This window comes from Rhodanobacter sp. MP1X3 (assembly GCF_014207165.1).
GTDB lineage: Bacteria > Pseudomonadota > Gammaproteobacteria > Xanthomonadales > Rhodanobacteraceae > Rhodanobacter.
The window spans coordinates 46,028-59,777 of sequence record NZ_JACHCO010000010.1; the positions used below are offsets into that span (position 1 = coordinate 46,028).

Sequence of the window (13,750 nt, forward strand, 5' to 3'; positions counted from 1 at the left end):
CTTTTACGGCGCGCGTTTGAGGGCAAGCACCGCATTCAGCCCACCGAACGCAAACGAGTTGCTCAAGGCGGCGCGCACCGGCATGTCGCGCGCCACGTTGGGCACGTAGTCCAGATCGCAGGCGGGATCAGCCTGATCGAGATTGGCGGTCGGTGGCACGATGCCGTAGCGCATGGCGTTGACTACCGCTACCAGTTCCAGCGCACCCGAGGCACCAAGTGCATGGCCATGCATCGACTTCGTGGACGACACGGCGAGGCGGTCGGCATGCGCGCCGAAGGCGAGGCGAATGGCCTTGGTCTCGGTAGCATCGTTGGCTTGCGTGCCAGTACCGTGGGCATTGATGTAGTCGACATCTTCGGGCGCCAGGCCGGCTTCGTTGAGCGCATGAGTCATCGCGGAGGCAGCGCCATCGGCGCTGGGCATCACGATATCGGTGGCGTCGGCGGTCATGCCGCCGCCCGCCAGCTCGGCGAGAATCGTGGCGCCGCGCGCTTGCGCGTGCTCGAGCGATTCGAGCACAAAGATGCCAGCGCCTTCACCGAGCACCAGGCCGCGTCGGTTGATGCTGAAGGGACGGCAGGTGTCGTCGGCCAGTACGCGCATCGCTTCCCATCCGCGCAGCACGACGTAGCTGATGCATGCTTCCGTGCCGCCGGTGATGGCGGTATCCGCCAAGCCGTAACGGATCATCTGCGCCGCCTGGATGATCGCGTGGTTGGCCGATGCGCAGGCACTGGCGACGGCAAAGGTCGGACCGCGCAGGCCATACTTGATGCTGATCTGGCTGGCCGAGGCATTGGTCATCACGCGCACGATGCTCAGCGGGTGAACACGGGTGGCGTTTTCGGCGTAGAGGCGCCGGCTCTGTTCGTCTTGGGTGGTTTCACCGCCGACGCCGGTGCCGACGATCACCGCCGTACGTGCACCGACTTCCTTGCTGAAATCCAGGCCGGACTGCTGGATGGCTTCGTCGGCGGCGTGCAGCGCGAATTCCGAGGTGCGATCGAGTTGCGTCAAGGTGCGCTCATCAATGCCGGCTGCCGGATCAAAACTTTCGGGCACCTGCGCGGCCACCTTCACGCGTACACGAGCGGCATCCTGATGGCGAAGCGGGCCAATGCCGCTGCGGCCTTCGCGCAGTCCTTGCCAAAGCGCCTCCGCACCGACGCCGAGCGCACTGATGGCACCCATACCGGTAATCACGACACGACGCGTGGAAACGTTGGGCATTACTGGCTTCCTTCGCCTGCCGCGGCTTTTCCATCAAGCGCGGTCTGTACGGCATCGACCAGGCTCTGCGCCGTATCCTTGTCGAAGTTGGCACCTTGCTGGTCGGGGAAGGTGATATCGAAATGCTCCTCGATGTCGAAGATCAGCTCGATCGCCTCGAGCGACTCGATGCCCAGATCCTTCAAGGTGGATTCCGGCGTGATAGTGGCCGTGTCGATCTTGGCCTGTTTGGCGATGATCTCGAACACCTGCTGCTGGGTCGACTCGTTCATGGCTGGGCGGCTCCTCGTGGTAAACGACAACATTACGTAATCATTAGTTTAGGCATTATCGCTTGCATATGTCTTTCATCGCCCAACTGGAACCCGATGCCCTGCTGGCACATTTCATGGCCAACCCGCCGATCGGGTTTGCCGTGGAGATGTCGCCGCAGGGCATGCCGTGCTTTGTGGCGCCGTTCGATCTGCTGACCACGGCGGACGACGAGCTGCGTCGGCGCGTGGCTGCTTTGCCGCTGTATCGCTGGTGGGGCAGGTTGCTGCGCTGGCGCACGCGTTTTGCCGGCACCACCGTGTCGGAATACGCGCCGCTGCCGCGTTCCGTGTCGCCCATTGCACTGGCACAGGGACTCAAAGCCGCCTACGCACGCGAGTGCAAGCTGCTTATCGTGAAAGACATTGCGCAGGATTCCCCTTTGCTGAGCGATGCCGACAATGCCCAGGCGCGCGCTTTCGCCAGCGCCTGTGAAGCTGAGGGCTACGTGTTGCTGGAAGGCCAGGCACTGGCATGGGTGCCGATCGATTTCACCAGCGACGATGAATACCTCTCGCGGTTGTCATCAGGCCGCCGGAAAAATATCCGGCGCAAGCTGCGCTCGCGTGCCGACCTCGAGATCGAGATCGTGCGCACTGGCGACGCGCGCTTCGACGACGAGACGACGCTGGCTGAGTTCTACTCGCTGTTCGACAACGTCTACGCGCAGAGCGAAATCCACTTCGATCGGCTCAGCATGGATTTTTTCCGCGCCCTGCTGCGCGATACTGCCAGTGGTGGCGTGGTGTTCGTCTATCGCCATGCCGGACAGATGATCGGCTGGAACCTCTGCTACGAAGAGGGTGGCAAGCTGATCGACAAGTACATCGGCTTTGCCTACCCGCAGGCGCGCGAGCACAACCTGTATTTCGTCAGCTGGATGCACAATCTCGATTATGCGCGGCAGCGCGGCCTTACCCACTACGTGGCCGGCTGGACCGACCCGGAAGTCAAATCTTTCCTCGGTGCGCGCATGACGTTCACACGCCACGCGGTATATGCACGACATCCGATTCTGCGTGCGCTGCTGCGCCGGCTCGGCAGCCATTTCGAAAGTGATCGCCATTGGCAGACCACGGCGGAGACCACTGATGCACAGTCTTGACCATCGTCCCGTTGTGCTCGACATCGACCATTCGGTCGGGCCGTTGCCGCAGCGGCTGGTATTGCCGCTGGAACACTGGCAGGAGTCGATCCGCTTCGGCTGCTCGCTGGCAACCATGCGGCGTTTCCGCACGATGCTCGATGAGCTGCTGCCGGAACAGTACGGCACGGTGTTCCTGGGCAGCGGTGATTTTCATCACCTGAGCTGGCCACTGATCGCGCGCCTGAAACCCGAGACACCGATTCAAGTGGTGGTGCTGGACAATCATCCGGACAACATGCGCTTTCCGTTCGGCGTTCACTGCGGCTCCTGGGTGCGTCGCGTGGCGATGCTGCCGTCGGTCAGTCATGTACACGTGCTGGGCATCACCTCGGCGGATATCGGTGCAGGCCACGCGTGGGAAAACTATCTCACGCCGTTGAAGAAGGGCAAGCTCACCTACTGGAACATCGGCGTCGATACCGGCTGGTCGCGTCGGTTGGGTATCGAGAAGGCATTCCGCGGCTTCGATACGCCGGAGGCGATGGTCGATGCCTTCGCCGAATTGCAGCGCACGCAGACGGCACCGAGCTATCTGTCGATCGACAAGGATGCCTTCGCGCCGAACGTGGCCCATACCAACTGGGATCAGGGTCTGCTGCAGGTCGACCATGCACTGGGGCTGATCGACAGCCTGCGTAACGGCCTGGTCGGTAGCGATATCAACGGCGAGGTATCGCATTACCGCTACAAGGCCTGGTGGAAGCGCAGGCTGTCCGCGATGGATGAACAGCCCGAGATCGATCCGGCCATGCTGGCAGACTGGCAGGCGCAGCAGCATGCATTGAATCTGCAACTGCTGGAGGCCATTGCGGCGCGATCGGGCTGATGCGAGAGATTTTCAGACACTAAGATCGGAGCGCGTCTGCAATCGGCGTGGGGCCTTTCCGACGTGAAGACTTGAAGTCCACGCGCTGAGACAAATGGCGCTAGACTCAAGTCGAGTGAAGCATGGAGCGCCTATTTATGCATAGCCAAAGCATGGCTGAACCGGGCAACGCGTTGCCGAGCTGTGGACTATCCAGCCGCGTCTTCAGGCAGCCATTTGCCGTGCCCATCATCGACATGCTGACGACGCATCGAGTTCGTCGGTGGCTCAGGCAGTCAAACCCTGAAACTGTGCTATCGGTCGATGACCAGTCCCACTCGCCTTGTGATGATGGTGGCCGAACACTTTCCATAGAGGCAGGAACCCCATGCTCAACCGTGTGACTGCAGTGCTGCTTTTGTCTTTGACCCTGATCACTTCCGGATGTGGCGCATCACCTATGAAAACACCCAACATCAAACAAAATCCAAACCCGAAGATGCGCTACGAAATCACCATCACCATTGATGGTGCGCCGGGACCGTTCGATTCGATCAACGGATATGTGATGTATCAGGTTGAGAATGATGACTGCGTTCCACTTCAGCCCGGAAGTGGCGCTCGTTTGGCGCCTGAGAAAAGCATGCCTGTGACGTTCACTCGTGAAGTCAGTGGCAGCAATGTTTTTAAGGGCACGTTGTACACCGACTTGATGCAGGATGAAAATTACTTCGGACTTGGTGTCTGTCACTGGACTGTGGGCGGCACTGGAGCAAATCTCAACTTGGGGAAAATTGTTTTCAGCTCAGGCATGTCCCTCGACGATGTCCAGTCACAGAAACCTCTCGTAACGTATTTTGCCAACAGCTTGTTCCACAATCCCAAGATGGAGGGCGGCGATACAGGAACGATTCGGACGGCGTACGTGGCTCAGCATCCAAACGAGTTTTTCTCAGTGACGTTGGTTACTAAAAAGGACTTCTAATGACTCTGCGCCCAACGGATTATGCGGCACTTGCCCAGGATTCTTACAAGGATCCAGTCTTGAATCAGAGCGTCAAAATAGGAGGAGTGGAGTACACGCCCATCGCCTATGCCAACGACCCTCATACCGGTTTCCAAGCCACTGCCTACGACCACAAAGATGCCAATGGTGCCCACGAGGTTGTCATTGCTTATCGCGGCACTGAATTTGACCGCGAGCCTGTGCATGACGGCGCTGTTGACGCAGGCATGGTGCTTTCTGGTGTCAATGCGCAAACGCCAGACTCGATGGCCTTTACCCAACGAGTGATGACGCAAGCTCGCGAGCGTGCAAAAGCAGGCGGTTACGCTCTCGACATTTCCGTGACTGGGCACTCGCTTGGCGGAACCCTAGCCGAAATAAACGCCCATAAATTCGGGCTGCACGGCGACACCTTCAACGCCTACGGATCTGCCGGTCTGGCGCAAGGCATTCCTGCTGGCGGCAACCAGGTCATCGACTACGTTCGCGCGACCGATGTCGTGAGTGCAGGCAGTCCTCATTTTGGTGAAGTCCGAACCTACGCTACTCAACAGGATATCGATCATCTCAGCCAAGCGGGTTATCGAAACAATGGTGGAGCGCTAAGTCCACGCGATCTTGTTGGCGAAATCAAAAGGGATGGTGGAGGCGCGCACGCAATCGCTAACTTTGCACCAGACAAGAACGGTCAAACGATCATAACGCCGGGTAATCTGGCTCTTGCTCATGACAATGAGGCGATGATTTCTCGCTATCGCCACGACATTGGAAATGCCCGACTTGGCGTCTCTATGGCCACAGGCGCGGCGGAGAACGCCCTCGCAGTCGATGGTCTCATTGCCGCAGGGCATAGTCTCTCCAAAGCATCAACGGCAGCGGAGCAATCATCGGTTCGAGCTTACGAAGCTACCCGCGAAACAGTGGTGCACGAGGTCCACGTCGTTCACGACAAGGCAGTTGAAGGCTTGCACGCGACCGAGCACGCGGCGCAATACGTCGGGCATGAAACAGTCAAGGGCTATAACGCTACTGTCGATGCCACCTCACGCGGCATTGAGGCGACCATTCATGCCGGGCGCCGGGCCTACGACGCCACGGTTAATGCCACATCGCATGGCATCGAGGCGACCGTAGATGGGGCCAAGGCGGTGGGGCATTTTGGTGAGCGTGCCTACGATGCCACGGTCGATGCAACTTCCCGGGGGATGGAAGACGTTACGAATTTCGCCAAGGCACATCCGATTCAGCTGAATCATCCATCACATCCCGACAACAAGCTGTTTCAGCAGGCGCATGACGGCGTAAAGAAGCTCGATGCCGAGCACGGCCGCGCGTCGGACCATCACAGTGAGAATCTGGCAGGAGCCTTGACTGTCGAGGCGAAGTCGCAAGGCTTGAAGCGGATTGATAGGGTGGCACTGAGCGATGACGGCTCAAAGGCGTTTGCTGCTGAGAACGTCATCCCTGGCGCGTTCAAGAACGTTGCCGGTGTCGAGACGGCCAAGGCGGTCAATATGCCCATCGAGCAAAGCACACAGCAGATGGCGCACGTCAATCAGACTTCGCAGCAACAGGCGCAAGCGCAGACGCAACAGCAGGCCATTCAGGTGAACCCGCAACAAGCCAGTCCCACGATGACACGCTGAGCGGTTTCTGACGCGTGTACGTTTAGGCTGGATGGCGAGGCCAATCTTCCATGGGCCACTTGTTCTGAAGGCTGGGAACGCATTAGCTGCACCCCTAAACGCATTTCAATAATTGAAATTTTGATGCCGCTAAAATTTGAGTGGTTAGGCGACGATGGTTTCCAGCGTGCGGCAGATCGTCTCGAAGTCATCGTCGTTGACCCACAGGCTGTTGCTGATGCTGAGACTACGCTGCGCGAAGTCGCGGGCATTGGGTACATCCTGCTGCGGTACGACGCCGGCAAGATAGGCGTAGTCCGGTAGCGCATCGATGTACAGGCGGCTGACGCCCATGCCGGCTTGCCAAAGTTGCGTGAGTGCAGCGTCGCGGCGTTTCTGGTCGGGTAGCAATAACAGTAAAAATGGCCAGGTGCCTTTTGCGTCGGCAGGGTCGTCGAGCACGTCGATGCCGACGATCTGGCGTAGTCGCGGCAGGCGTCGTTCGGCTTGAGTGCTCAGTTGATCGATGAAGGCAGGCAGTCTCGTCGCTGCATGTGCACCGATCGCCTGGCGCCAACGGCCGACGCGGTGCAATGGAATCGCAAGAGGAAACTCGTCGCCTACGGCGTTCACCGGATCACCGCGTTTCAGCGCGCGGCGCAGCGGTTCACCGTAGGCGATACGCAAACCGGCAGGGCGATATAGCGCCGCGTAGCCAAGCAGTTCGAGGGTACGGCGGCATTCCCAGTCGAGGCGATGCGGAACTATGCGTTTGGACGTCTGTTCGAGATGTTTGCGCAGGCCGTGGTCGCGGACCAGCAGCAGGCCACCTTCGTAGATCGACAACCCCTTGCCGGCGGCAAGGCTAAAAAAGCCGACATCGCCAGTGAGGCCAATGCTTGCACCGTTGCGGCGCCCACCCAGTGTCTGCGCGGCATCCTCGATCACGTAGGCGCCGATGCTGCGTGCCACGGCGAGTGCATCATCGACATCGGCGATGCGACCGGCCAGATGAGTCGGGATGATCGCGAGCGTCTGTTCATCGCAGGCAGCGCGCAGCGCATCCGGGTCCATATCGAAATGACCGGGGCGTACATCGCAAAGCTGCAGCTCGAGCCCGGCCTGATGCACGGCGATGGCGACCAAGGGGCAGGTGAAAGCGGGCACCACGACGCGACGGCGTTCGGGCTGCAACTCGCACAGTGCAATCAGTGTAATCAGCAAACACGCGGTGCCGGAACATTCCAGCTGCAGTGCGGGTACACCGATCTGGACGGCTATATCGGCGGCTAGTGTAGCGGTGCCTGGGCGCAGATCGGCCAAGGTCAGCGGCAGGCCTGCAGTGGGAGGCAGTTCATGGCGGCGGAGTGGCAGCATGCGGGCAGGGTAGCGCGGGTCCGTCAGTTTCGCGTGGCCGAGTTCGTCTCATCGGCCGCAGGCTCAGGCACATGTTCGCGGCTCTCGGCAAAGCCAAGACAGATAATGCCCGCGAGGATGGCCACCGCGCCCAGCACACGCCCGACCGTCAGGTGCTCGTTGAACAGCCAGACCGACAGCAGCATGACCGAGACTACTTCCAGATGCGACGCGGCGAAGGCCGGTCCGATCGGTGCGTGTTTGAGCAGGGTCATCCAGGTGAAAAAGGCACCGATATAGCCGATGACCGCGCCATAGACCCATGGGTGCGTGAAGATGCGCAGCAGCCACGCCACGTTGGCCTCGACCGGCAATGCGTGATTGCCGGCGTATTTGAAACTGATGGCGCCGATGCTGTCGAACAGCATCAGCAGCAGAAAGCCGAGCAGGTAGAACGTGCCGCGCTTCATCCGGCCGCTCCGACAATGGCGACGCCGAGGGTTACCAGCACAATGCCACTCAGCCGCAACCGGGTCAGTTTTTCGCCAAACAGGAAATGACCGGCGACCATGATCGCGACGATGTTGATCGAGCCAAGCAGAATCGCTTCGGACAGCGGCAGCAGCGACAGGAACGCGATCCATATCAGGAATTCGAACACGTAGCTGCCGATGCCGAGCCAGATCCATGGGCGTCTGGCCATGTATATCCAGCGGGCAAGGCCGTCGCCGGCGGCTTGATCGCCGGCAGCTGCCTTGAAGGCGAGCTGGCCCACGGTATCGATCACCACGTTGAGCAACCACAACACGGCAATCAGTGGAGAGATGGTGTTGGCGACTGACATCAGTGTGGGACCATCACGATTCGGACCGTCATCAGGCAGTGACGCATGGCACTGTCTCGCCAGCGGCAATGGATTCGAAAAAGGCTGCCGAGCGCTCGATCAGGGTGCGGCGTTCCTTGTCGATGGTGATCATGTGGTAGCTGTCTTTCAGCAGCAGCAGCTCGACCGGCGCGCTGACTTCGCGCATTACCAGTTCTGCATTTTTCACGCTCGCCACATCGTCTTCGCTGGCATGCGCGACCAGGCATGGTGCGATCACCTGCGAGAGTCGCTGGCGTACGTCGGCGGCCAGTTCGTACATGTCGGCCAGCGAATACCACGGATTGCCGGGTAGTCCGGCGGCCGCGCTGTCGCCGCCCAGCATGGCCGCGCTGACCTGCGCGCGCAGGCGCTCATCGCGGATGCCGTACGGCGGCGCTTCCATGAAACTGCGGTTGCGGCCGATGCCCAGTTTCTTGAACAACGGCAGCAGAAACGACAGTCGCGCCACGGCTGGGATACTCCAGCCGTCATAGCGAAAGGTGGCACCGTAAACACCTACACCACACACTTGTTCTGGCCTTTCAGCGGCCAGCTTCAGCGCGAGCAAGGCGCCCATCGACAGGCCGCCGACAAACAGATGATCGACTTTTTCGCGCAACGCGTCGGCGGCTTTCTCGACACTGGCGTACCAGTCGTGCCAACCGGTGGCAAGCAGGTCTTCGACATCGCCACAGTGGCCGGCCAGTTGCATGCCGTGCACGGTGAAACCGGCGCGGTTCAGGCCCTTGCCGAGCAGCTTCATTTCCATCGGCGTGCCGGTCAAGCCATGTATAAGCAGCACGCCGCTGCGCCCGCCTTCAAAGAAAAAGTCAGTCTGCTGGATCACGCGATGGCCCTGTACCTGGCGAAGCGCGATGGTTCAACCGCCGCGATTCTTGATGTGGCAGTCTCACAGACCGCAGTTTCCTCAGTCTTTCGAGGCCGGGCTTTTCGTCGTATCAACAGGCGCAAAGCGCACCAGCACGCGCTGGCCGATGCGCAGGTCCCGGGTTTGATCGGAGTCGGGCTGGTCGAAGGCCAGCACGCATTCGACCGTGCGCGAGTTGGCACGCACCTGCGGATCGTTCTCGAGCGTGGCCGGACCGTAGACGCTGCCGATGCGCAGCACGTGAGCACTCCAGTGATTGTTGGTGGCATCGTTATTGGCGGAAACCTCCGCATGCATGCCCGGCTGGATCACGCCGATGAAGCTCTCGTTGAGTTCGGCGCGCACGATGCGTGGCTTTATCGGCAGCAGCGTAAACAACGGGCCGGATGACGGCGACACGGTGGCGCCCGGCTGCGCCGATACCTCGACTACATCGGCATCGAACGGTGCGATCAGGCTGCGCTGCTTCAACTCATAGCGAGCCTCGGCCAGTTTCTGGTTGGCCATGCTCACCGAGGCGCGATCGGTTTCCTGTTCGGCGTCGATCTGTGCGGCCGCTTCGCGGGCATCGTCCGCGCTCTGGCCATCGCCAGCGCCGGCTGCAACGGCCGCGGTCAAACGCTGCGCGCGCTGTTTGGCCGCCGCCTGTTTGACCGCGAGCAGCTTCAGCTGCGCCTGTGCCTGTTCGAGTTGTGCCTGCGCCGCGTCGATGGCCAGCGTGGCCGGCTCGGTATCCAGCGCGGCGAGCAGCTGGCCCTGCTTGACGTGGTCGCCTTCGTGCACGGCGACCTTGGCCAGCGTGCCCTCGCGCGGCATCGACAAGGTCAGCAGACCGCCTTCGATATCCACCTTGCCACGCGCCACAGCGGCGTAGGCCGATGTGGTTGCCGCCGGTGCCGGTGCATCGGCGGGTTTCGAGCAGGCGCCGAGCAACAATGACGCAGATAGCGCCAGACCGCCGAGCCGGGCGACCTGCGCAAGTCGGGCCGAACGCCCGCGCACTGCGATGCGCGCGCGCGAGGGCGAAGGGAGTACGAGCGGTTTCATGAGGAAATTCCCTTGCTGGCGCTGACCGGCGCATGGTTGCGCTGATCGCTGAGAATGCGGCCATCTTCCATCGCGAGCACGCGATCGGCGTGGACGACGAGACGGGGATCGTGACTGACGCACAGCACGGTAGTGCCGTGCGTGCGGGCGATGCGGTGCAGGATATCGATGATCATCTGGCCGTTGGCGGCATCGAGCGCGCTGGTCGGCTCATCGGCGAACAGCAGCTCCGGTTCCTTGGCCAGCGCGCGGGCAATCGCCACACGCTGCTTTTCACCGCCAGAGAGTTCCGATGGCCGCAGCTTCATCCGGTGCGAGAGGCCGACTTCTTCCAGCGAGCTGCGCGCTCGCTCACGTGCCTCCTGACGCGATAGGCCCATATGATTCAGCGGTAGTTCGACCTGCTCGAAAGCGCTGAGCGCGGGAAACAGGTTGAAGCCCTGGAACACGAAACCGGTATGTTGCAGGCGGAAGCGCTCCAGCGCGTGCAGATCCAGCTGGCCCAGCTCGCTGCCCAGTGCCAGCACGCGGCCGCCGTCGATTTTTTGCAAGCCACTGAGTACCGCAAGCAAGGTACTTTTGCCGCAGCCGGAGGGGCCGGAAATCAAGGTCAGCTCGCCGCTGTCGATATGCAGCGAAAGACCGTCCAGCACCTGCGTGCGCTGCTTGCCGGAGACGAAAGCCTTGCTGATGTTTTCGGCCTGCAGGGCAATCATGGGTGCTGCAGCGGTCGACGGAGTAACGAGGTTGGCGGGATGCATCGCGGCTACCTCAACAATGTGGCTGGGTCGGCAGCGCGCAGACTGCGCATCGCGGCCAGGCCGGAAACCGCCGCCAGCCCCATCACCAGCACGATGCAGCCCAGGGCGGCCGGCAAGGTTAGTACCACGGGTACATTCTGGCTGCGTGCCAGCAATAGCAGCACGACGCCCAGCACGCTGGCGCCGAGCAGGCCAAGTGCGCCGACCCAGAAGGCCTGCTCCAGCACCACACGCCGTAACGCACCGACGCCCACGCCCAACGCGTTCAGCGTCGCGTACTCGCGCACCGAGCCGTTGACCGCAGCGATCAGGGTCTGACTGGTGATCACCGCACCGACCAGGAATACGATGCCGGCCAGAAACAGCACGCCAGCGCCGGCACCGGTATCGAACATCCAGTAACGCACCGAGAGGCGGGCGAAATGGTGGGCACTCCATGTGGTGTATGGACCGAATGCCGTATCACCACGCAGGCGTATGGCGACGGCGTCAGCCTGGGTCGGGTCGCGCAGTTTGGCAACCAGATAGGTGGGACCAATGTCTTCCGCATCGCTATCCAGACGGCGCGCGGTATCCAGCGAGCACAGCACATTGACGCCGCCCAGCGCCCGCAGCCCGCTGCTGATGCCGACCACGCGTACTTCATGACCGTTGATGGTGGCGGTTTGGCCGATACCAACGCCTAGCTGATCGAGATCGGAACGATCCACGACCACGGCATCGGGCTGGGCCAGGCGCGCGCGCAGGTCAGGCGGCAGCGCTTTCGAAAACATCAGGCCGTCAGCACGTGGATCGATGCCGGAAACGAATACCGAAACACCGCCGGTTTCGGTGGTGCCACGCCAGTCGCCATCGACCCAGATGTAGGGCTCGACGCGTTGCACGGCGGGGTCCATCAGGATGCGGGATTCCACATCGCCATCGATCGATCGACCCTGGCCCACGCTCTGCGTACCGGGATAGCCAATCCAGACGTCAGCAGACGAGCCGGTGATATAGAGGCTGGTGCTGCCGAAGATGCCCAGCACCAACGCGAGCTGCAGCAATTGCAGCAGCCCGGCAAAACCCACGGCCAGGATCGCCGGCAGGAAGCGTCGCCATTCGTAGACCAGTGTCTTGCGAGCCAGCGCCACCATTAGCGGAGCGCCCCGTCAGTGGTAGCGGGTGTGGCTGGGTTTTTCGGCGCAGCTGAGCCCAGTACGGCGGCCGACGGCAGTGGCGCGCCACCAAGCGCCTTGAATAGCGCGACATAGGCAAGACTGTGTTCGGCGCGGGCATCGACCAATTGTGCGTCGGCCTGGTCGGCAGCGATCTGACTTTCTATCTGATCGAGTGGACTGTTCAGATGCAGCTGGACGCGACTTTGCACGGCATGATCGGCGCGTTGTAACGCCTGCCAGGCGATCGTGCTTCGCTGTTCACGGAGCTGCTGTTGCTGCAGCGTGCCGAGTGCGGTTTCCACTTCGGTAATGCCTTGCAGGACCGCCTGCCGATAGGCCAATACGCTGGCCTGCAGTTCGTGTCCCTTGGCGTGTGTCGCCGCGATGCGAATGCCCCAGTCGAACAGGGGGATGTTCAACAACGGGCCGAGCGAAAAGATGCCGCCGGGCGTTTTCGAACGAGGCGAGGTGTCGTTGATGGTAGCCGCCCACACCAGCGAGGTACCCAGGCCAATGCTGGGATACATGTCGGCATGGGTGAGCGCCAGTTCACCGGCCGTGCGCAGAACATCGGCTTGCGCGCGAGCAATTTCGGGCCGCGTGCGTAGCAGATCGACGGGCGCAGCATTGAGCTGGAATTCCCCCAAATCAGGTTGAGTGCCCGGCTCGAGCCAAGCCGAATCAGGCTGGTTTTGTCCTAGCAACATGGCCAACTGCTGCGCGCTGGCATTGATCGCCTGGCGTGGCTCGGCTAGTGCGGCCTCGGATTGTGCGGACAGGGCCTGCGCCTGGTCCACTTCCGCTGGCGCCACCAGTTGCAGGCGCTGACGCACTTTCAGCAGTTGCCAGTGGTGCAGGTGTGCCTGGTTGATCTGCAGCAGCAGCCGCTCCTGCTGCTGCGCAGTGCGCAGCTCGATCCAGTCGCGCACCACCTCGGCGACCAGCGATACCTGTGCGATGCGCAAATCCGCCACACTGGCGTCGAGTGCGCCCTGCGCCTCGCGACGCGTACCTTCGCTACGGCCAAATAATCCGAACTCCCAGTTGGCGTCGAAACCCGCAACGAAATATGAAGCATGGGCATCCGGATCGATCGCATCGTCAGTGCGTCCCACCAGCGATGGCAGATACTTGGCACCGGCTCGACGGTGGATGGCTCGTGTGGCGAGCATACGTTCGACCGCTTGCGCCACATCGAGGTTGTTGGCCAGCGCCCGATCGACCAGTGCGTTGAGCTGTGGATCGTTGAAGGCATGCCACCAACCCTGCAGATCGCTGGGTTTGGTTGGATCAGCCGCCATCGCATGCTGCCATTGGGCGGGCAGCGGCGTTGCCACCTTGGGTACCGGCGCGGCGCAGCCGAGCAGCCCACTGAGCAGACAGCCGCACACAAGATTGCGCAGGGCAGCGCGATTCAGCATGCGGAACGGCATGATGCGTTGTGTCGCGTGGCAGTGGCCCGACGATGGTGCATGGAAGTATCCGGGGTAGTCATTGCCGCGATTGTCGCGGCAGCATCGGCGTATTGTGACGGCAAGGCGGCT

14 protein-coding genes are annotated in these 13,750 nt (G+C 61.5%); 4 read left to right on the forward strand and 10 right to left on the reverse strand.

All coding sequences use genetic code 11. The features are described 5' to 3' along the window. Window positions 1-3 precede the first annotated feature (3 nt). Window positions 4-1,233 carry a beta-ketoacyl-[acyl-carrier-protein] synthase family protein gene (locus tag HDE79_RS20620; RefSeq protein WP_184604936.1) on the reverse strand — a complete coding sequence of 410 codons (1,230 nt, stop codon included), beginning with the start codon at window positions 1,231-1,233 and terminating at the stop codon, window positions 4-6. Continuing rightward, window positions 1,233-1,505 (reverse strand): phosphopantetheine-binding protein, encoded by a 273-nt coding sequence (locus HDE79_RS20625; protein ID WP_184604938.1) that lies wholly within the window; start codon window positions 1,503-1,505, stop codon window positions 1,233-1,235. The genes HDE79_RS20620 and HDE79_RS20625 overlap by 1 nt, the downstream gene beginning before the upstream one ends. Window positions 1,506-1,573: 68 nt before the next feature. Between HDE79_RS20625 and HDE79_RS20630 the strand changes: the two genes are divergently transcribed. From HDE79_RS20630 to HDE79_RS20645, 4 genes are all read left to right on the forward strand, one after another. After that, a complete protein-coding gene (locus tag HDE79_RS20630) occupies window positions 1,574-2,650 on the forward strand; it encodes a GNAT family N-acetyltransferase (protein ID WP_184605072.1) in 1,077 nt (358 codons plus the stop codon). Further along, window positions 2,637-3,518 (forward strand): arginase family protein, encoded by an 882-nt coding sequence (locus tag HDE79_RS20635; RefSeq protein ID WP_184604939.1) that lies wholly within the window; start codon window positions 2,637-2,639, stop codon window positions 3,516-3,518. The genes HDE79_RS20630 and HDE79_RS20635 overlap by 14 nt, the downstream gene beginning before the upstream one ends. A gap of 367 nt (window positions 3,519-3,885) precedes the next feature. Then, window positions 3,886-4,482 (forward strand): hypothetical protein, encoded by a 597-nt coding sequence (locus HDE79_RS20640; RefSeq protein WP_184604941.1) that lies wholly within the window; start codon window positions 3,886-3,888, stop codon window positions 4,480-4,482. Beyond that, window positions 4,482-6,149 (forward strand): XVIPCD domain-containing protein, encoded by a 1,668-nt coding sequence (locus HDE79_RS20645; RefSeq protein WP_184604943.1) that lies wholly within the window; start codon window positions 4,482-4,484, stop codon window positions 6,147-6,149. The genes HDE79_RS20640 and HDE79_RS20645 overlap by 1 nt, the downstream gene beginning before the upstream one ends. A gap of 144 nt (window positions 6,150-6,293) precedes the next feature. Here the strand turns inward: HDE79_RS20645 and HDE79_RS20650 are convergent, their stop codons facing one another. From HDE79_RS20650 to HDE79_RS20685, 8 genes are all read right to left on the reverse strand, one after another. Continuing rightward, window positions 6,294-7,505, reverse strand: a complete 1,212-nt coding sequence (locus HDE79_RS20650) for a DegT/DnrJ/EryC1/StrS family aminotransferase (RefSeq protein ID WP_184604945.1) — start codon at window positions 7,503-7,505, stop codon at window positions 6,294-6,296. Window positions 7,506-7,528: 23 nt separating this feature from the next. After that, on the reverse strand, window positions 7,529-7,954 hold the full coding sequence (locus HDE79_RS20655) for a DMT family transporter (protein ID WP_184604946.1): 426 nt from the start codon (window positions 7,952-7,954) through the stop codon (window positions 7,529-7,531). Continuing rightward, window positions 7,951-8,328 (reverse strand): EamA family transporter, encoded by a 378-nt coding sequence (locus HDE79_RS20660; protein ID WP_184604948.1) that lies wholly within the window; start codon window positions 8,326-8,328, stop codon window positions 7,951-7,953. The genes HDE79_RS20655 and HDE79_RS20660 overlap by 4 nt, the downstream gene beginning before the upstream one ends. Window positions 8,329-8,359: 31 nt before the next feature. Beyond that, window positions 8,360-9,196, reverse strand: coding sequence for an alpha/beta fold hydrolase (locus tag HDE79_RS20665; RefSeq protein ID WP_184604950.1), 837 nt, complete (start codon window positions 9,194-9,196; stop codon window positions 8,360-8,362). Between the two features lie 81 nt (window positions 9,197-9,277). After that, window positions 9,278-10,285 (reverse strand): HlyD family efflux transporter periplasmic adaptor subunit, encoded by a 1,008-nt coding sequence (locus tag HDE79_RS20670; protein WP_184604951.1) that lies wholly within the window; start codon window positions 10,283-10,285, stop codon window positions 9,278-9,280. Continuing rightward, window positions 10,282-11,001 carry an ABC transporter ATP-binding protein gene (locus HDE79_RS20675; RefSeq protein ID WP_255488532.1) on the reverse strand — a complete coding sequence of 240 codons (720 nt, stop codon included), beginning with the start codon at window positions 10,999-11,001 and terminating at the stop codon, window positions 10,282-10,284. Before HDE79_RS20675 ends, HDE79_RS20670 begins: the two co-directional genes overlap by 4 nt. A gap of 50 nt (window positions 11,002-11,051) precedes the next feature. Further along, on the reverse strand, window positions 11,052-12,182 hold the full coding sequence (locus HDE79_RS20680; protein ID WP_184604955.1) for an ABC transporter permease: 1,131 nt from the start codon (window positions 12,180-12,182) through the stop codon (window positions 11,052-11,054). Beyond that, window positions 12,182-13,627 carry a TolC family protein gene (locus HDE79_RS20685; protein ID WP_255488533.1) on the reverse strand — a complete coding sequence of 482 codons (1,446 nt, stop codon included), beginning with the start codon at window positions 13,625-13,627 and terminating at the stop codon, window positions 12,182-12,184. Before HDE79_RS20685 ends, HDE79_RS20680 begins: the two co-directional genes overlap by 1 nt. Between the last annotated feature and the right edge of the window lie 123 nt (window positions 13,628-13,750).

What these genes read in the sequence shown, in the direction of transcription:
- HDE79_RS20660 (WP_184604948.1), bottom strand. Translation starts at nt 8,328, where the DNA reads ATGTCAGTCGCCAACACCATCTCTCCACTGATTGCCGTGTTGTGGTTG.
- HDE79_RS20635 (WP_184604939.1), top strand. Translation starts at nt 2,637, where the DNA reads ATGCACAGTCTTGACCATCGTCCCGTTGTGCTCGACATCGACCATTCG.
- HDE79_RS20630 (WP_184605072.1), top strand. Translation starts at nt 1,574, where the DNA reads ATGTCTTTCATCGCCCAACTGGAACCCGATGCCCTGCTGGCACATTTC.
- HDE79_RS20675 (WP_255488532.1), bottom strand. Translation starts at nt 11,001, where the DNA reads ATGATTGCCCTGCAGGCCGAAAACATCAGCAAGGCTTTCGTCTCCGGC.
- HDE79_RS20625 (WP_184604938.1), bottom strand. Translation starts at nt 1,505, where the DNA reads ATGAACGAGTCGACCCAGCAGCAGGTGTTCGAGATCATCGCCAAACAG.
- HDE79_RS20655 (WP_184604946.1), bottom strand. Translation starts at nt 7,954, where the DNA reads ATGAAGCGCGGCACGTTCTACCTGCTCGGCTTTCTGCTGCTGATGCTG.
- HDE79_RS20640 (WP_184604941.1), top strand. Translation starts at nt 3,886, where the DNA reads ATGCTCAACCGTGTGACTGCAGTGCTGCTTTTGTCTTTGACCCTGATC.
- HDE79_RS20670 (WP_184604951.1), bottom strand. Translation starts at nt 10,285, where the DNA reads ATGAAACCGCTCGTACTCCCTTCGCCCTCGCGCGCGCGCATCGCAGTG.
- HDE79_RS20620 (WP_184604936.1), bottom strand. Translation starts at nt 1,233, where the DNA reads ATGCCCAACGTTTCCACGCGTCGTGTCGTGATTACCGGTATGGGTGCC.
- HDE79_RS20645 (WP_184604943.1), top strand. Translation starts at nt 4,482, where the DNA reads ATGACTCTGCGCCCAACGGATTATGCGGCACTTGCCCAGGATTCTTAC.
- HDE79_RS20680 (WP_184604955.1), bottom strand. Translation starts at nt 12,182, where the DNA reads ATGGTGGCGCTGGCTCGCAAGACACTGGTCTACGAATGGCGACGCTTC.
- HDE79_RS20685 (WP_255488533.1), bottom strand. Translation starts at nt 13,627, where the DNA reads ATGCTGAATCGCGCTGCCCTGCGCAATCTTGTGTGCGGCTGTCTGCTC.
- HDE79_RS20650 (WP_184604945.1), bottom strand. Translation starts at nt 7,505, where the DNA reads ATGCTGCCACTCCGCCGCCATGAACTGCCTCCCACTGCAGGCCTGCCG.